Origin of the sequence: Blautia pseudococcoides, assembly GCF_001689125.2 — a bacterium.
Lineage (GTDB): Bacteria > Bacillota > Clostridia > Lachnospirales > Lachnospiraceae > Blautia > Blautia pseudococcoides.
Map to the genome: position 1 here is coordinate 4,827,140 of NZ_CP015405.2, position 18,870 is coordinate 4,846,009.

An 18,870-nucleotide genomic window follows, 5' to 3' on the forward strand; every position below is an offset into this window, starting at 1 on the left:
ATGAAGAAGAGAATGATATTTGCACTGGGAATATCACTGATTATGATGGTTTCTCTTGCCGGATGCGTCGGAGAAAGTGCACAGGTTGCAGATACAAATCCGGATACACCGGCAGAAGAAGTAACATTTCCGTTAAAAGAGAAAAAAGAACTGTCTTTTATTACAAGTGCTCCGGCAACCAGTACACAGGATCCAAATGAGAGGCTGATTTTTCAGCGATTAGAAGAACAGACAAATGTGGAAATTGACTGGACCTGTTTTGTGGCAGATCAGTTTGCTGATAAAAAGAATCTTGCACTGGCGCAGTTTGGAAATCTTCCGGATGGACTGTTTACAGCCGGAATGAATGATTATGATTTGCTGAGATATGCAAAGCAGGGAATCATTATTCCATTGGAAAATCTGATTGATAAATATATGCCAAATTTACAGACTGTTTTTGAAAAATATCCGGAGTATCGGACAATGGTTACAGCACCGGACGGACATATTTATTCATTTCCGTGGATTGAGCAGCTTGGAGAAGGAAAAGAAGCGATTCAGGCTATTGGTAATATTCCGTATATAAATAAGAAATGGCTGGACTGCCTTGAACTGGAAGTACCGTCTACAACAGAGGAACTGGAACAGGTATTGATTGCATTCCGAGACAACGCAGATAAGATTCAGAAAGAATGTGGTGTAGAAGGTGATGTGATTCCGATGTCGTTTATCATCAACAACGGAGATCAGGATCCGGCAATCTTAATCAATGGATTTGGAGAGGGGTATGGAGACACGGGGGATCACTTCGCAGTGACAGATAGCGGAGAGGTAGTTTATACGGCAGTTCAGGAAGGCTATAAAGAAGGAGTTAAATGGCTGCATAAGCTGGTTGAAGAAAAGCTGATAGACCCGGAAGCATTTACGCAGGTGTGGTCCACCTATGTCGCAAAAGGAAAGAATCACAGATATGGTCTTTGCTTTACATGGGATATCGGAAATATCGACAATTATGATGACTATGTAATGCTGCCGGCACTTGCAGGACCGGAAGGGCTTGTGAATGTTACCAGGCAAAACAACAGTGAGACAAGCGGATTTGACCGTGGACGCTGTGTTCTTACAACAAGTTGTCGGGATACTGCACTTGCGGCTGCATGGATCGATCAGATGTATGCACCAATCCAGTCTCCACAGAACAACTGGGGAACGTATGGAGAGAAGGATGCTGCCAACATATTTGAAATGAGTACAAACAGCGAAGGCGAAAAGATGCTGAAGCATATGGATTTGGGAAATAATTCACCGGTTGAGGTACGTGAAAGACAGTCTGTGAATGGCCCGCTGGCGGTGCTGAATGATTATTATGATGTGTATGTGACATGGCCGGCAGATGCAAAGTGGAGACTTGATAATATGCATGAAACTTATCTGAAGGATATGAACAGCAAGTATGTATATCCGAATGTGTTCATGAGTATTGAAGATACCAATAGAGTTTCTCAGCTTGATACAGATATCAGGAAATACGCAGAACAGATGAAGGCAAGCTGGATTTTGAATGGCGGTATTGATGAAGAATGGGATGCATATTTAGAGAAAATGGACAAATACGGTTTGCAGGAGTATTTGAAAATTAAGCAGAAGTATTTTGATGAATACCAGAAATCGTTAAGTGCAGATAAATAGGAATATATTATATGGAAAATAAAAAAGATATGAATGGATTGCTGCAGAAAGCAAGAGAATATGAAAGGAATGAAATCCCTGACATTCCTGCAGGACAAAAACCTTCTTTTCATGCCTGTGCCCCAATCGGCTGGGTAAATGATCCCAATGGGTTCTCGGTGTTTCAGGATGAAATACATTTAATGTGTCAGTATCATCCATACAGTACGCAATGGGGACCGATGCATTGGGCGCATTTTAAATCAAAAGATTTTATTAAGTGGGAGCAGATGCCTGCCTGTCTTGCGCCCGATCAGGAATACGATAGTTTCGGATGTTTTTCGGGAAGCGCCATAGAATTTGAAGGAAAACATGTATTGGTCTATACCGATGTCGTTGTTGGAAAAGATGAAGAAGGAAAACACTTTGAACGTCAGACACAGTGTATAGCAGTCGGAGATGGCGTTGATTATGAAAAGTCTGATGTGAATCCGATCATAGGAACGGACATGCTTCCGGAAGGAGCCAGCAAGGTCGATTTCCGTGATCCGAAAATCTGGAAAGACGGAAATATATTTTATGTGATTGTCGGAAGTCGAAATGAGGATGGAAGCGGACAGTTGCTGTTATATTCCTCAGATAATCTGAAGCAGTGGAAGTATTGTGGTGTTGTAGATAAGTGTGAGAACCGATATGGAAAAATGTGGGAATGTCCGGATATGTTTCAGCTTGAAGGAAAGTGTGTTATTTTGACATCACCGCAGGATATGTATGCGGAGGGACTGGAATTTCACAATGGAAACGGAACACTTTGTTTGATTGGAGAATATGACAAAGAGCAGGTAAAATTCATACGGGAGTCTGTAAGTGCCGTTGATTATGGTCTGGATTTCTATGCAACACAGACTCTGGAAACGAAAGATGGACGCAGAGTTATGATTGCATGGATGCAGTCATGGGATAACTATTTGACTCCGGGAGAATTTAGATGGTCTGGGCTTATGTCGATTCCAAGAGAAATTCATGTAAAAAACAGCAGGTTATATCAGCTTCCGGTAAAAGAGTTGGAAAATTATTACGCAAATACAGTTATGTATAACAATATTCCGGTTCAGGAAAAAACAGAATTGAATGGGATTTCCGGAAGAGAAATTGACATGACCATTGAAATTCAGGAAGGCGGGTATGAAAAATTCTGGATTCAACTGGCAAAGAATGAGAGTTTTTATTCGGAAATCGTTTATGATGCAAAAAAAGGAACCGTTTCCTTTGACCGAAATTATTCTGGACTGAGGAGAGACTTTATCTGCCGTAGAAGCATGAATGTGGAAGGCAGAAATGGAAAAATCAAACTTCGTGTGTTAATGGACAAATATACGGTTGAACTATTTGTAAATGACGGTGCCCAGGCAATGACTTCTCTTATTTATACACCGCTGGATGCAGATAAGATTCTATTTAATGCTGACGGAACAGCTTATATAGATATTGTGAAACACGATGTTGTTGTAGAATAAAAAGATTGTGCGGCAAGTTAAATGACAGTACCGACTATGGTGCGTTTACGTTTGAATAACGGACAGAACCCCGGAAATGTTGATAAAATTGGCATTTCCGGGGTTGTTTTATGTCCTTTGGTTCTAAAATGGCTCTAGTTATTTAAAAATAATAAATTTACACTTCTTGAATTTCAATAGCGTCAATGATAACATCTTCTTCTTTGGTAGAATGATAATCGGGATTACTTAATAATGTATCACGTAAAGATTCTTTTAACTTGTCACAACAAGGTTTGAAAGATAAATATGTAATACCGCCGCCGATTACTCCGCCAACAACGGGAATAGCTTTTTTAAAGAAACCGGCAAACACTTGTTTTGTCATATTGACTCCAAACCACTTTGAAACGCTTTTCACGATTGGGTAGATAGTTCCTTTTGTAAGGGCGGCGTTCATTAATCTCTTTTCAACACCTTTTCCAAGGGCAGTTGCCATTGCTTTGAGGGCAGTATTTGTTCCTTGAACACCATACATAACTCCAAGACAAATGATTAGTAAATTCATAGTTTCTGAATCAAATTTGTGCTCTTTTTTGGTAGTGTCGATCTCTGGAAAACCGTATAAATACATAATCTTTTGAGCGGCACGTAGCATATAGCCATAATATTGAACTAAATCAGCAGGTATAGTGGCAACCATGGCGACACCCCCGGGGGCGCCTAGTGCGGCAAAAATTCCAGAGACACAGTTCCGTTCAAATTTTATTACTTCATCTGCGATTTTGTCAATTTCGCAAGCTGATATCTGAGCATAAGCCGGATTATGTGTAATAGCTGACTCAATAACTTCTGGAGGATAATTTTTCATCAATTCTCGTTGTAAAAAATCAGCCCGGTTTACTTTGATTCCAGGAGTTTGTAAGCCGATAATTATAAAATCCTCAATGCCAATTTCCCCAATGCCATTTGTGTCAACCGCTTTAAGAATGAAATCTTTAGATTTTGTGAGGGCTGTTTTAGCCTTTTCTGTTGTAGAAGAAACTGCTGTGCCAGTATTTTTGGCTGCTTTATTTAAGTTCGTTTTAAAGTTTTTTGTATTTGCTGAATTATCTGTGCTTTTTTTCATCTCTCATTCTCCTTTCTAAAACAGCAAATGTAATTTTATCCAAAAATTATCCCATTCGGAAAATAATTCTATGACTTCAGTCCATTCAGAAGCATAGTTTCTGTGATGCAGTACACAGTCGCACTGGCCTGTGCACCGCGGATGCTTTTGGCAAACAGCCAATTGCGTCTTCCTATTGTATTAAAGGAAAGTTCTCGTGTCGGAGAACACTTTAAGTAAATTGCAAATTAAAAATATGCATAGAAAACAGGTGGTGGTTAAAAGATGTAAATATAGAATCCTTCTTCAAATTCTTCATCGCAAAGGTCATCATCTTCCGTTATAAAGTAATGCATATCCAATAAATCGGAATCGGTCATGCTTCTGACCAGTTTGGGTGACATTCCTTCAGGCGGACTTTTGATATATTTTTGCCTGAGTTCGTCTATATACTTTTGATCCATTTGTATCAGCCTCCAATCTGTAATAAGTAAAGTATGGAACAGATGGGAAAAGAAGTCAAGCAGGCTGGGAGCGGGGATAAATACTTAGCTTTATCATTGTCCTTTTATATAATTCCTCCAAATAAACCTGTTTAGTGTTTATGATATAGCTCATAAAGTATTTCTTTTTTACATTTGGACATTGTAGAGGGTCATAGCCATGGTGAGCAGAAAGTGCTTACTCCGGGATTGAGATCAGGAATCAGTGTTTTGATCTATGGAAAGACCTGTCGTTGGAATACTTTGCTCCAAAGGTGGGGCAAAATTTTGAATGGCAGTGAATAAAGGTTTCCACAATGTGGACAGCAATACATGGTCCCGCCATAAGAGGGATTCCCGCAGTTGATGACCTTTTCAATATTTTCCAAAACAATAGGTCTGGATTTAATATCGTATTCGATAAATTTGTAATAGTCTGTAAGCATCTTCTGTATCACCATTTTTTATAGGCCATGACATTGGTGGGACATAATCTTTTTTTCATAAAGAGGCATATTATTATCAGAGACAGTTTTTCAGACAATCCTATAAGTCGATAAAAAATGATAGATATATGATACAAAAGATATGTTATATAAAGGCATGAATTGTTATACTAAAAACATGATGCAGGAGACAAAAAGTGTTAAGAATTTCAAAGGAAGGTATTACAGCAAAACATTTTAACTCATACATCAAAAAACCAAAATAATATAAAGGAGATGGCAGCCATGAAAATTAAATATTTAGGCACCGCAGCAGCAGAGGGCATCCCAGCCTTATTTTGCAATTGTCCGTTATGTACATATGCCAGAGAACACCGTAAGAGAGAAGTAAGAACGAGATCCCAGGCATTGATTGATGAAAAGCTGCTGATCGATTTCCCGGCAGACAGTTACAAACATGCATTAGAAAATAAAATAGATCTGTCAGCAGTTTCGCATCTTTTGATTACCCACTCACATGATGATCATTTTTATCCTATGGATCTATTCATGCGTCATCCGGAATACGGAAAAAAATGGGGAGCCGAGCAGCTTCATATTTACGGAAACAGTGCGGTTATCCGTCTTTTAAAGGAGATGGCAGAAAGATTTTCCGTTGAAGATATATGGAAATATATTATTCCTCTTGAAATTAAGCCATTTGACGAACTGGAGATAGAAAATTACAAAATCACAGCATTGCCTGCCAGACATATGCAGACAGAAGACGCGTTATTGTTTTTAATTGAAAAAGAGAACACAGCCTTCTTATATGGCAATGATACAGGAATTCCGGACGAGAAATTCTGGGAGGGATTAAGAGGTAAAAAATTAACCGGTGCAAGTATGGACTGCACCATGGGAAAGGGAAAATCATTCTACCACGGACATATGGGATTTGGAGACATTCTGGAATTAAAAGAAAGAATGGAAAAAGAAGGGGTAGCCGATCAGGAGACTGCATGGGTAGTGACACATTTCTCGCATAATGGCGGCTGGACATATGAAAGGATGACAGAAGACCTGAAAGATACTGTATTTCAGGCGGCTTTTGATGGTATGTGTATAGAAATAGGTAAGTAAAGCAAAGGTATTTCAGACAGGAAGTCTCAGATTTTTCTGAGGCTTTCTGTCTGTAATGAATCAGGAATTATTACGAAAATGATTCGGAGAAACGCCGTACTGGGATTTAAAGGCTCTGGAAAAATTAAACGCGTTTTCATACCCTACATTTGCTGCGATTTGCTGAATGGAGAGATTGGGATTCTTCAAAAACTCCAGTGCATGTTCCATACGGACCATTCGCAGATATTCCTGAAAGGGCATATGGAATGTCTTATGAAAAGACTTGCTCAAATAGGAATAACTCATAAAGAAACGGTCAGCTAAAGCGGAAAGCGTCAGTTCCTCCATGTAATGCGTATCCACATAATTTTTTACCATATCCAAAGAATTGGAAGACTCAGGATGCTGGGAAATTTGCTGTGAATACCGGGACAGTTTATTATAAAGGTAGTTTTCCAGACTCTCATAATCCGAAAAAGAAGAGAGAGGAGGACAGCGCTGGCTCAGTTCAAAATAGTTTAGTGTGGATAAGGCTGCACCGAGTACCTCGTTAAAGTAATGATAAAAAATGTTCAAATCTGGTATGGTGAGCTCTTCGATTTTATTAATAAAAGTAATGCGCTGTGCACTGTTGGCAATCAGGGAAGGTGTTTGGATAAACTGATTCATCATATGTTTAAGCTTTTGAGGAATGCCCTGTTTTGCCATTGGCGTCATATCTGTAAAGAGATGTCCGTATCCCAGGGGAAGACGCAGACAGATATATTCCTGTGCTCTCTGAAAAAGCCGGGCAATACCGGATATGTCGGAAGGAGACATCAGACACCCCACGCAGGAATCTTTGTTTGCATCAATAGTACCCAGAAGAAGATTTTTGAGGGGTTCATAACTTTCGGCAGCACAGATAATAACAATCTCAAACTGTGATAACGTATTGCATAAAACATGGCTGATGGTATCATAAACCGCATTGATCTTATGGTTCATTGCCTCATAGGTCTGAGGGGAACGAAAAGCCAATATGGCAATACAGCAGTTATCCTCAATTCCTTCATTGGCAAGACCGGTAAGAAAAGAAGCGGAAGGAGTCCCATTAGCGGGAAGCTGTGTCAGCTTCTGCAAAAGATTTTCCGAAAGGTGGAAAAGATTTTCCCGGAATTTGTGAGGAACATGTGGATAACTCTGAAAAGCGGAGAAAGCTTTTGCGAGAACTTTTGCCAGACTATCGTTGAGGATCGGTTTAAGGAGATAGTCCATGGCTCCGTTCTGAAAAGCGCCTCTTACATAATCAAAATCATCATATCCACTGAGCACAATAAACTGGACGGGATGAAGTTTTTTGCTCAAAGCATGAATCAGGCTGATACCATCCATGCCGTTCATTTTGATATCAGTAAATACAATCTGAGGTTTGTATGTATGGCAAATTTCAAGGGCATCTTCCCCGCTCAGGCAGGTTCGGATTTGGCCGGCTTCCGGGAAATTAAGCAGGCGAATCTTGTTATGCAGGCCCTCGCAGATATAATATTCGTCATCGACAATCAGGATATTGTACATAGTTCATGACTCCTCCTTTATTACGTCAGCCGGAATATGAATTATTATAGTAGTCCCATGGTGTTCACGGCTTTCAATTGTAAGCTGAGCACGTTGGCTGTAAAAAAGTTTCAGTCGTCTATAGATGTTCTGCAGTCCGATAAATGTGCCGTTGGAAGAATCCAGTAAAGTTTCAGAAGGATGCTCCAGGCTGTATAATACCTCTGATAATCGGTCCGGTGACATACCGTCTCCATCATCGCAAACCTGTATTTCCATAAAATCAGCCAGTGGTTTAATGGAAATGTGTATATGCAGTGAAGTGTTAGGCGATACCAATCCGTGTAGAATGGAATTTTCCAAAAGAGGCTGCAGTAAAAATTTAATGATCTGTATCTTTTGAACGGATTCAGGAACATCTGTAGTTAAACGCAATTGATTAAAATAGCGGATATTGTACACGTTGATCAAAGAGACAGCAGTGCGAAGCTCTGATTCAATCGTTGCGTACAGTCCATCATTTTTTATGTTATAGCGGAGAATCTGCCCAAAGGAGGCGATAGATTCCGCAAGTATTTCCTGGCCATGCTGGGAAGCGTATCCGGAAAAAATACTCAGTGTGTTATAGATAAAATGCGGATTGATCTGATATTGCAGAGCTTTTAGCTGAGCCTGAGTCTGAGTGGTTTCTTTCTCTACGGTTTCCTGTATCAGGGAATTTATCTTATCCAGTAAAATATTGTATCGGTGGGCGATCATGCCGATTTCGTCGGAACGTGTCTCAGGAATTTTTTCTTTAAAGCCGTGGGCAATAATGGCATCCATCAGGTTCAGGTCGGTGTGAAGCTGATGAAAAGATTTTCGGATAAAAATTGTTAACAGTATAAACTGAAGTACAGCAAATGAGGCCAGTGCCAGGGAAAGACTGAACACAGGGCGGTTACTGGAATAAAAAGTAAGCGGCTGCGTGTTCATGATCATAATGTCAAAATGCTCCATCATACAGCAGATGTATTGTTCTTTACCGGAGTTTATGAAAAACGGAGCGGAATCTGCATCATCATTAAGAAGCTCCTCCAGGTTTTGGGGTGGTTCCGCCCCGTAACCTTTTTGGGAGTCCTGAAACCAGGCAAAATAATTTCCGTTTTGCGAAGGACGAAACAGAGTCGGAAATATTTTGGACGGGGAGCATTCAAAAACAATATATCCCATACAGGAACCCTGGTATTCTGTGTTGATTTTTTGTATGACCAGGATGATATTTTTGTCTGCAGAACTTGTGGAGTATCCGCAGGTATCATGAAAAACTTCAGTTTGTTTCGCATCGAGATAAAAAAGGCCAAATTCGCTTTCTGCTTCCTGAAATTGTTGAAAAAAATCCAGATTTACAAGCCGGTCTGCAGACCAGAAATAGCTGCCTTCCTCCTCCAGAGGAGTTGTTGTAAAAATGTTGGCTGTGTTGACACCCAGATTTCTGTATTTTAAAGAATATTTGATAGAAGCAATGATTTCGCCCAGATATTTTTCAGACCATACAGGAAATTTATTCAGCCCCATACGATAATGTTTTCCGAGATAATTATTCAGGGGTTGTGAGTAGGCAATATCTCTTGAAAGGTCTGAAATAGAAGTAAGAATATTATCCAGTGTTTTCGTTGTCTGTTCGATCGCTATGCCCTGTTCATGAATCAACTGTGTGTGTAATTCCCGTGTTTGTTTTTTATACAGATAGAAGGAAAAAAACAGTGTGGGAATCGTCAAAAAGAGCAGGGATAATATACATATTTTTTGAACCAGTGTTCGTTTGGTGAAAAAGCTCATAGGCACCTCCAATATATTGGAATAATGTAATAAATGATATAATTACTTCTAATATGTGGACATTATAACATAAGGCTTTTAATTTGTATGCATATCTATACGAAATGAACAAAAGAAGATATTCAATAGCAAAAGATGATATGTAGATTAAGAAAGAAAGATGCTATACTTCAAATATGAATTTTGGAATATGAAACAATTGCGGTTGGATGCGGAAAAGCTAAGTCCGGTAGTACCAAAAGCGGCAGGCTAAAATAATAATTGGGGGAAAGATATATGTTGGAAACATCAGTAAATACAGACTATAACAATGACTTGCATGATTGGGCAAGTATGGAACATCAGATATGTTGTCTGGCGGAGGCGGGTTTTACGCATACACAGTGGATCCATGACTGGTCGGAAGAATATATGTACAGTAAAAGTGAAATGCTTCAGGCAGGAGCAGTTCTGAAACATTACGGAGTAAAGGGACATTCTGTTCATGCAACGGAGGGGGGAAGCCGAAAAGATTACACAAACGCAAATGAGTATTTGCGGCTGGCGGGAGCAGACCTTTTAAAAAACAGGATTGATCTGTGTACGCATATGGGAGCAAATGTAATGGTTTTACATATGCAGCTTCCATTTCGGGAATTTGAGAAAAATGAAAGTAATATGAAAGATTATTACCGGCAGGTATACCGTTCCTTCGATGAGATACAGGGCTATGCGAAAGCGGCGGGGGTAAAAATTGCACTGGAGAACCTTCTGCTGACGCCTATGAAGTACCAGATTGATAAGTATGAGAGAATTTTTGACAGGTATGATGATGATTTTATAGGATTGTGTTATGATTCCGGTCATGCCAGTATTATGAGCCAGGATAACTATTATGTATTCCTGGAAAAATATTATGACCGTCTCTATGCGACACACCTTCAGGATACAGATTCCATTGCACCCGAAAAGTTGAATGACGCGCAGGCGGTGGTGATGGCAGATGCTCATAGAGTACCATTTACCGGAGTGCTGGATTGGGATCAGATTGCCCGCTGGGTGGCAAAAGCTCCAATAGATCTTCCTGCGGATTTTGAGGTAGGATTAAAATATGGAGAAGCATTTGAGTCCCATGAGGAAGAAATAAGTCTGCTGAAAGACTGTCATGAGAGAGCTCTCAGATTTCATCAAATGATACTGGATGCAAAAGCTTCGGAAAGTGTTTGTGATTGATAAGAGAATTCAGGTAATAAAAAATGTAACTTATTGAAGGGACGGCGGGAACTGTATGAAAAAAGCAGTTTCTGCCGCCCTTTTGTTTTGTGTCAATCGGATATGAATTGTATAAAAATGCCATATAGTATGGCGCGGGTCCCACATATGCCTGTACGAGATGAACAAAAGAAGACATTCATTGGCAAATAAAGATATGTAAAATGAATAATGCGGATGCTACAATTCAGATATGAATTTGAGTAAGAACAGAAAAGGGAAAGGAAAGTGAAAATATGCAGAAAGAGGGAAAGAGAAAAGCAAAAGTGCATTATTCACGGAAAGAGAATCTCACAGGGATTTTGTTTGTGGTGCCGGCGTTGATTCCGCTGCTGATCTTCTGGGTAATACCGGTAGTATGGTCCGGTGGGCTCAGCTTTACGGACTGGGATATGATGTCTGAAAATATCAACTTCATGGGTCTTAAGAATTTTGCCAGTCTGTTGAGGGACCCTAAATTTGGGGACGTACTGTGGAATACACTGGTTTTTGCAGTGGGGAGCACCGTTCCGACGATTGTTTTAGGGTTATTGGTTGCATTATTGATGAATGGAGCAAGAAAAGGAACCGGGGTGTATCGTACCGTGATCTTCGCACCGTATATCACACCCATGGTTGCAGTTAGTGTGGTATGGTCCTGGATTTTTGAACCACGTGTGGGGATTTTGAACTATATTCTGGGGCTCTTTGGACTTCCCGGCAGTCAGTGGACACAAAGCAGCAGTACAGCGATGCTCAGTGTTTTGATCGTGACTGTATGGAAGGGTATCGGTTGGACCATGATCTTTTATATGGAAGCGCTTCGGAAGGTTCCGCAGAGTTTGAAGGAGGCAGCAGCCATTGATGGCGCCAATGGATTTCAGCAGTTTTGGAAAGTTACGCTTCCAATGATATCTCCTACAACATTTTTCCTGGTTATCATGTCCAGTATCAGTTCGCTTCAGGCGTATGACCAGATTCAGGTACTGACACAGGGAGGTCCGGCAGGTTCCACCCGTACACTGCTATATTATTACTATCAGGAAGCGTTCAGAAATTTTGAAACCGGAAAAGCCTCAGCGGTGGCAGTGGTGCTGGTGCTTATAACTGTGGTTCTTTCCTGGGCTGAGACTGAAATTTCTAAGAAAACCGTATTCTATAACTAGGAGGTGACAACAGTGACGAGAAAAAAAGGAATAAAGAATAGTCTGGTTCATGTGGTTTTGGTTTTGACAAGTTTTTTAATAGCATTTCCATTTCTATGGATGTTCACCAATTCCATAAAGACGAAAAATGAAATCTGGGAAGTTCCGCCAAAGGTTTTTCCTTCAGTGGCACAGTGGATCAACTACGGAGATGCTCTGGCAGACGGAACATTTTTTAAATATATGTGGAATAGTGCTTACACAGCGGTTATTATTACAGCAGTGATCTTAATTAATTCAGCAATGTTTGCATATGCGCTGGTTCATATCCATTTTCGCGGGAAAAATATTTTGATCGCATTGATCATGATTACATACATTATGCCGGCCAGTACAACTTATGTGCCATCATATGTGATTTTATCAAAATTAGGATTGATGAATACCCATGCCGGCTATATTTTTTCCAGTTGTGCAAGTATTTTTAATATCTTTTTTTTAAGAACGGTATTTGCACAGATCAGTCCGGGTATTGTGGAAGCGGCACGTATTGACGGGGCAGGACATTGGAAGATTCTATGGAAGGTAGTTTCCCCCATGTCAGTTTCATCGTTTGTTACCCTGGGATTACTTTCCTTCCTGGGCAGTTATAACAGTTTTATGTGGCCTTCCTTATTGATTCACGATAAAGAAAAATACCTGGTGAGCATGGGCCTGCAGGCATTCTTCACATCGGAAGGTGCTTATGGATTGAAGTGGGGAACTATTATGGCAGCATGTTGTGTGATCGTATTTCCATTGTTGTTACTGTTCTTTTTCGGACAACGTTGGATTTTAAACGGAATTACCAGTGATGCTGCGGTAAAAGAATAAAAAAGTTAAGGAGAAAACGAAAATGAAAAAACGAACAATTGCACTGACACTGGCAATGCTGACAATGGTATCAGCAGTTGGATGCGGAAAGTCTGAATCCGGAAATACAGCAAAGGGCGGAAACGAAAGCGCTTCAGGCCCGGTGGAAATTGAATTCTGGTACGGGCTGGGGGGAACTCTGGGTGAGACTATGGAAGAGATGATTGTAGCCTTTAATGAGTCACAGGATGAGATTGTTGTGAAAGGTGTGGTTCAGTCAAGCTATGAGGAGACCAGTAAGATGCTGCAGGCGGCGATTGCATCCGGAGAAGTTCCGGCCTGTTATTTGGGCAGCCACATAGACTCCACTACGTTTGCGGAAAAAGGGGTATTGGAATATATGGATGATTATATTGCTGCAGATCCTGAATTTGACAAAGATGACATTATAGAAGCCTTCATGGATTATTGCCGGGACAGTGAAGGTTATGTGTACAGCCTTCCGGTATGGGGAACTACACAGGTAGTTTACTATAGAAAAGATATGTTTGAAGAAGTGGGCCTGGATCCGGATGAAGTATTTGCTACCTGGCAGAATGTTGCTGATGCAGCACGTACGCTGCAGGAACATTATAAAACAGAGGAACCCAATTTCTTCGGATTTGAGCCAATGTCCGGACCTGACTGTCTGGTTGACATTGCATGCAGTAATGCAGGAACCATTGTAAGTGAAGACGAGAAAACCGTTACCTTTAACAGTGACGCATTTGTGGAAGCAATGGAATCTGCCCGCAAATGGATCAATGAAGAGAAAATCATGGGAATCCACTTTGGCGGAGACGGCTGGGAATATTGGTATAAGACCATTGATGATGTAATGCAGGGAAGGGCCGGAGGATATATAGGTTCCAGCGGAGACCAGGGAGACCTTGATTTTGACATTATTGCGGCACATGTGCAGCCCGGATTTAACGACAACCCGCCGAAACCTTATGTAGACCCCATTACAGCGGCAATTGTGAAGAAAGCACCGGATGTTGAAAAACAGGCAGCTTTCAAATTTCTTACCTATCTTAATAAAGTGGGAACAAAAAATTTCTCTATGAGTGCAGGATATGTACCGGTACGCAGTTCTGTAAAAGAAGATGAAGAGTATAAAGCATATTTGGAAAAGAATCCACAGGCACTTGTGCCGATCGAACAGGCTGAACTTGGACGCAGAAAGTGGCATGATATTACCGGTGGTGACGTAATGACGGCTTTGTCCGATGCATGTGACCTGATCGAGATTGAAAATGTACCGGCAAAAGAAGCGCTGGATGACGCGGCAGTTATTGCGCAGCAGGCATTGGATGAATACTGGGCAAATCAGGAATAGATAAAAAATATGAAAAATGCAAGAAAAAACAGTGCAGCAGCATTGGGAATGGTATGTTGGATCGTATATTTTTCGATCTATCTTGGACGTTTGAATTTTTCTGCAAGTATGGGTGATATGACTCAGACAGGATTGTGGGGGAAAACAGAGCTGGGAAGTGTTGCGGCGGCATTTTATCTGGCATACGGACTGGCTCAGATTCCCTGCGGCATTCTGGGAGACAAAATTTCGCCTAAGAAACTGGTTTCCATTGGTCTGATTGGGACTACAGCGGCCAATTTATTATTTCCGTTTGTTGACAGCGTTACAGGAATGCAGATTCTGTGGTTTTTAAATGGTGTATCCCAGGCCATGATCTGGCCGCCGGTGGTAAAGATGGTGATAAATCTGACTTACGGACAGCAGTCGGTAAATATTATCTTAATGTTGTCATTTACAGCTCCGGCGGGAATGCTTGCGGCATATCTTCTGGATGCAGTTATGCTAAAGGCAGCAAACTGGAGATACTGTTTCTGGAGTGCCGGAATCTGGCTTGCTGCAGTTGTGCTGTTGTGGCAGACCGCAATTCCGATCATTGAGAAAAAAGCTGAAAAAGTTCAGAAGCCAATTCAGAATACACAGCCCGGCAAAAGGCAGGTAAATAAAAAGGAGATATCTCTGGCAGCTTCCGGGGTTTTGTGGATGCTTACTGCTGCGTTTATTCATGGCGTATTAAAAGATGGACTGACAACCTGGATACCTACTTATCTGATAGAAAGATTTACCATCAGTTCGTCATTATCGGTTATTATTTCTATGGTGATTCCCATAGTGAATCTGTCAGGTGTCTATATGGCAGGATATGGGAACCGGACGCTTTTTAAGAATGAAACCAAGACCGGAGCAGTTTTCTTTGGGGTTTCTGTTTTATGCATTGCTTTGATGATGACAGGACTTTCCCTTCCGGGAAGTATGGTGGTATTTGCAGTGGTTACCAGTATGATGACAGGAGTAAATACATTGTTTGTCAGTTTACTGCCCATGCATTTCCGTGGTGAAGGTAAAGTATCTACCGCAACAGGGGTTTTAAATGCCATTACCCACCTGGGAAGTGCAGCAGCCAGTATCCTGTTCGGTGCGCTGACAGAAAAGTTTGGTTGGGGTGGAACAGAATTTGCCTGGTGTCTGTGTGGAATTGCCGGAATGTTCTGCTGCATAATACCTATAAAACGCTGGGGGAATATCAGAAAGAATATTTATACGGAATACTGATAACAGTCCCATTAAAATTATGAGAATTCAGGAATGAAAATTAAGGTGTGCAGATATGTAGTAAAAATCTGCACACCTTTTTATCGGTGTAAGTGAAGAATGAAAAAAGCCACATATGACGGAGATAAATATTATAATTTACACATAAAATTCACAGAAACACAAGACAAAAAGGAAGTTTTTGTTTAAAGTATAAATAAAAGATCAGTTGAGAGAAGCAAAATTTTACTATTAGGAGGAGCAACAAATGTTTTTGACACTGGATAAGTTTGAAAGAAGAGTAAGCGAACTGGGCCGGCGCAGATATTTTGGCCATCAGTGCATCGCGCCGTTCATATCTATGGAGGGAAATCTTCCAAAAGACGAGAGCTATTGCGGACTGCCCGAGAAAATAGAAGGGCCGGAGTTCGGAATCAACAATTCCTTTGTGGGAAGAGACCGTTATCTGTGGATTGAAAAAGGGGTGACACTGCCAAAAGCAAAAGAAGGCTGTGAAGTAGTTGGTTTATTTGACTTTGGTGAGACCGGAGGAGGTTACAACAGCGGATTTGAGTCCATGCTGTATGTGGATGAACATCCATATCAGGGCGTGGATACCAACCACAATGAAGTTATTTTTCATGGGGAGGAGGGAAAAGCGGTACGTCTCACATTCCTTCTCTGGACCGGATTGGAAGGGGGCGGCGCACACCGCACCTTTTTCCATCAGTGTAAACAGGCGGATGTGGCGTATCTGCATAAGACGACAGATGAGCTGTATTATTTCGCAAAAGCCATCACCGGTACACTGCGGCTGATGCCGGAGGACAACGAGCAGTATGTGAGGCTGAAAACCGCTCTGGACCGGGCGTTTCAGTTTATCAACTGGGATGAGGAATATTTCTATGAGACAGTGGAGACAGCCTATGAGGTTCTGATGACTGAGCTTGACCAGATGAAGAAACATACCGATGTGACAGTCAGCGTAGTAGGACATACCCATATTGACGTGGCATGGCTGTGGCGGCTGAAGCACACCAGAGAGAAAGCACAGCGCTCTTTTTCTACCGTGCTCCGCCTGATGGAACTGTATGATGAGTTTATTTTCCTTCAGACCCAGCCTCAGCTTTACAAATATATCAAAGAAGACTGCCCGGAACTGTATGCCAAGATCAAAGAAAAAGTGGCGGAAGGCAAATGGGAACCCGACGGCGGCATGTGGGTGGAAGCTGACTGTAACATTTCCTCCGGTGAAGCACTGGTGCGCCAGTTCCTCCACGGGACCCGTTTTATGGAGAAGGAGTTTGGAAAAAAATGTGAGTATCTGTGGCTGCCTGACGTATTCGGTTACAGCTGGGCGCTGCCTCAGATTCTGAAACAGTGTGAGATAGACACATTTATGACTACCAAGATCAGTTGGAACCAGTTTAACAGCATTCCCGATGACCTGTTCCGATGGAGAGGGATTGACGGAAGCGAGGTGCTGACTTATTTTGTAAATACCCCCAGTGAGGGACAGGACTCAGACACCAGATATGCCACATATAACGGAATGGTGACACCTCATGCAGTGATCGGAAGCTGGAAGAAATTTAAGAACAAGGAACTGAGCAGCGAGACGCTGATCTCCTATGGTTACGGTGACGGAGGCGGCGGTGTTACCAGGGATATGCTGGAACTGAGAAGAGCCATGGACGTGATTCCTGGTCTGCCGAAAATAAAGGCTGTACAGGCGAAAGATTTCTTCCGCAGAATGCATGAAAATGTGGAGAAAACGGATCGCTACGTCCACACCTGGGATGGGGAACTGTATCTGGAATACCACAGAGGAACGTATACATCCCAGGCATATAATAAGAAAACAAACCGCCGTTTGGAAAACAAACTGGCCCGGACAGAATGGCTGTCCTCTCTGTCTTACATCCTGAGCGGAAATTACGCACAGCAGGAGCTGAATAAAAACTGGGAATGTGTGCTGCTTCACCAGTTCCATGATATTATCCCGGGCTCTTCCATCCATGAAGTTTATGAGGATTCCCATGTAAACTATGGCATTGCGGAGGAGAGGGCAGACCGGATAACAGGTGATGCGCTTAAAATTGTTTCAAAACCGGAAGCGCATGTGTACAGCGTATACACCACCAATAGCTTTGGTGGAAAAGAGCTGGTTCTGATTTCGGAAGAAGGGACAGGAAGATTTGCAGATGAAAAGGGACAAAAGCTGGAAGCCCAGAAGACTGCAGGCGGATATGAAGTTCTGGTGGAGGCGGAACCATTTGGGGCAGTTGCCGTGAAGTTTGAGCCTGTTCAAGATGTGCATTATGAAGCTGAAGATACTTCCGGTGACAGCTTTTCATTTGACGGAAATACACTGGAAACTCCAATCTACACCATTTCCTGGAACGAGGACGGACAGTTGACTGAGATTTTCGATAAAGAGGCGGACAGGTCTGTGCTGAAAAAGGGACAGCCCGGAAATGTACTGGAAATCTATGAGGACAAGCCCATTAATTACGATGCCTGGGATATTGATATTTTCTATACCCAGAAAAAAGAAACGGCAAAGCTGGCAGAAGTTGTAGAACTGGTGGAAAAGGGAGCGTTAAAAGCAGTGGTACGCTTTGTATTTAAGTACCACAAGTCCACCATCCGGCAGGATATGACAGTGTATAAAGATTCCCGAAGAATTGATTTTGTCACCCGGGCAGACTGGCAGGAGACCCAGAGACTTCTGAAAACTGCATTTTACACCAATATCCGTTCCACAAAGGCAGTCTATGATATCCAGTTCGGACATGCAGAGCGCCCCACCCACTGGAACACCAGCTGGGACTGGGCAAGATACGAAGTCTGCGGACATAAATGGGCAGACCTTTCAGAAAACGGATATGGTGTCAGCCTGTTGAATGATTGTAAATATGGTTACAGCATCAAGGACAATGCAGTAAAGTTAAGCCTGTTGAAGAGCGCAGTTTATCCGGACACCATGGCAGACAAAGGGGTGCATGAATTTATTTATTCTCTGTATCCCCATATTGGAAATGTGACAGAAGGCGGCACCATCGAAGCTGCCAACCAGCTGAACCTGCCTGCACAGGTTGTTTCCGGTGTATTTACAGACCGGAGAAAGATTGTGGAAGTGTCTTCGGGCTGTGTGCAGATTGATGCAGTGAAGAAAGCGGAGGATGAAAACTGCCTGATCGTGAGGCTGCATGAGTGCAGGGGCGGAAGCAGAAAAGTGACCCTTACTTCCCAGTTTGATGTAAAACGTATCGTGCCCTGTAATTTACTGGAGCATGACAGCGGAGAGGCGGTGGAAGGCTCCAAAGTATCCTTTGAGGTTACACCGTTTATGATCAAGACCTTTAAACTGTATCTGTAAAAGTGGAGAA

Annotated in this window: 13 protein-coding genes and 1 pseudogene; 9 read left to right on the forward strand and 5 right to left on the reverse strand. The window is 41.9% G+C overall.

Translation table 11 applies throughout. From position 1 onward, the window contains the following. Complete coding sequence (locus A4V09_RS22740; RefSeq protein WP_065544338.1) at positions 1-1,671, forward strand: type 2 periplasmic-binding domain-containing protein; 1,671 nt, start codon at positions 1-3, stop codon at positions 1,669-1,671. 11 nt (positions 1,672-1,682) lie between these two features. Beyond that, positions 1,683-3,167: a glycoside hydrolase family 32 protein gene (locus tag A4V09_RS22745; protein ID WP_065544339.1), complete on the forward strand. Its 1,485-nt coding sequence runs from the start codon at positions 1,683-1,685 to the stop codon at positions 3,165-3,167. 157 nt (positions 3,168-3,324) lie between these two features. Here the strand turns inward: A4V09_RS22745 and A4V09_RS22750 are convergent, their stop codons facing one another. The 3 genes and pseudogenes from A4V09_RS22750 to A4V09_RS26610 all read right to left on the reverse strand — a co-directional run. Beyond that, complete coding sequence (locus tag A4V09_RS22750) at positions 3,325-4,275, reverse strand: hypothetical protein (RefSeq protein ID WP_065544340.1); 951 nt, start codon at positions 4,273-4,275, stop codon at positions 3,325-3,327. A 257-nt stretch (positions 4,276-4,532) separates the two neighbouring features. After that, the gene (locus A4V09_RS22755) at positions 4,533-4,718 is read right to left on the reverse strand and encodes a hypothetical protein (protein WP_065544341.1); all 186 of its coding nucleotides are present in this window, start codon (positions 4,716-4,718) and stop codon (positions 4,533-4,535) included. A gap of 262 nt (positions 4,719-4,980) precedes the next feature. After that, a pseudogene (locus tag A4V09_RS26610) lies at positions 4,981-5,197 on the reverse strand (transposase zinc-binding domain-containing protein); the annotation flags it as partial. A 270-nt stretch (positions 5,198-5,467) separates the two neighbouring features. Here A4V09_RS26610 and A4V09_RS22760 point away from each other — a divergent pair. Next, a complete protein-coding gene (locus A4V09_RS22760) occupies positions 5,468-6,304 on the forward strand; it encodes an MBL fold metallo-hydrolase (RefSeq protein ID WP_065544342.1) in 837 nt (278 codons plus the stop codon). Between the two features lie 60 nt (positions 6,305-6,364). Here the strand turns inward: A4V09_RS22760 and A4V09_RS22765 are convergent, their stop codons facing one another. Beyond that, positions 6,365-7,843: a helix-turn-helix domain-containing protein gene (locus A4V09_RS22765; protein WP_065544343.1), complete on the reverse strand. Its 1,479-nt coding sequence runs from the start codon at positions 7,841-7,843 to the stop codon at positions 6,365-6,367. Between the two features lie 3 nt (positions 7,844-7,846). Continuing rightward, a complete protein-coding gene (locus tag A4V09_RS22770; RefSeq protein ID WP_065544344.1) occupies positions 7,847-9,643 on the reverse strand; it encodes a sensor histidine kinase in 1,797 nt (598 codons plus the stop codon). A gap of 276 nt (positions 9,644-9,919) precedes the next feature. Between A4V09_RS22770 and A4V09_RS22775 the strand changes: the two genes are divergently transcribed. The 6 genes from A4V09_RS22775 to A4V09_RS22800 all read left to right on the forward strand — a co-directional run bounded on the left by A4V09_RS22775 (position 9,920) and on the right by A4V09_RS22800 (position 18,860). Beyond that, positions 9,920-10,855: a sugar phosphate isomerase/epimerase family protein gene (locus A4V09_RS22775; RefSeq protein ID WP_065544345.1), complete on the forward strand. Its 936-nt coding sequence runs from the start codon at positions 9,920-9,922 to the stop codon at positions 10,853-10,855. Positions 10,856-11,130: 275 nt separating this feature from the next. Continuing rightward, positions 11,131-12,039 (forward strand): carbohydrate ABC transporter permease, encoded by a 909-nt coding sequence (locus A4V09_RS22780; protein ID WP_065544346.1) that lies wholly within the window; start codon positions 11,131-11,133, stop codon positions 12,037-12,039. A 12-nt stretch (positions 12,040-12,051) separates the two neighbouring features. Continuing rightward, positions 12,052-12,891: a carbohydrate ABC transporter permease gene (locus A4V09_RS22785; RefSeq protein ID WP_065544347.1), complete on the forward strand. Its 840-nt coding sequence runs from the start codon at positions 12,052-12,054 to the stop codon at positions 12,889-12,891. A gap of 22 nt (positions 12,892-12,913) precedes the next feature. After that, a complete protein-coding gene (locus A4V09_RS22790; protein WP_065544348.1) occupies positions 12,914-14,248 on the forward strand; it encodes an ABC transporter substrate-binding protein in 1,335 nt (444 codons plus the stop codon). 9 nt (positions 14,249-14,257) lie between these two features. Next, on the forward strand, positions 14,258-15,499 hold the full coding sequence (locus A4V09_RS22795; protein WP_065544349.1) for an MFS transporter: 1,242 nt from the start codon (positions 14,258-14,260) through the stop codon (positions 15,497-15,499). A 247-nt stretch (positions 15,500-15,746) separates the two neighbouring features. Further along, entirely contained in the window at positions 15,747-18,860 is a 3,114-nt protein-coding gene (locus tag A4V09_RS22800; RefSeq protein WP_065544350.1) for an alpha-mannosidase, read from the forward strand. The last annotated feature ends 10 nt before the right edge of the window (positions 18,861-18,870 follow it).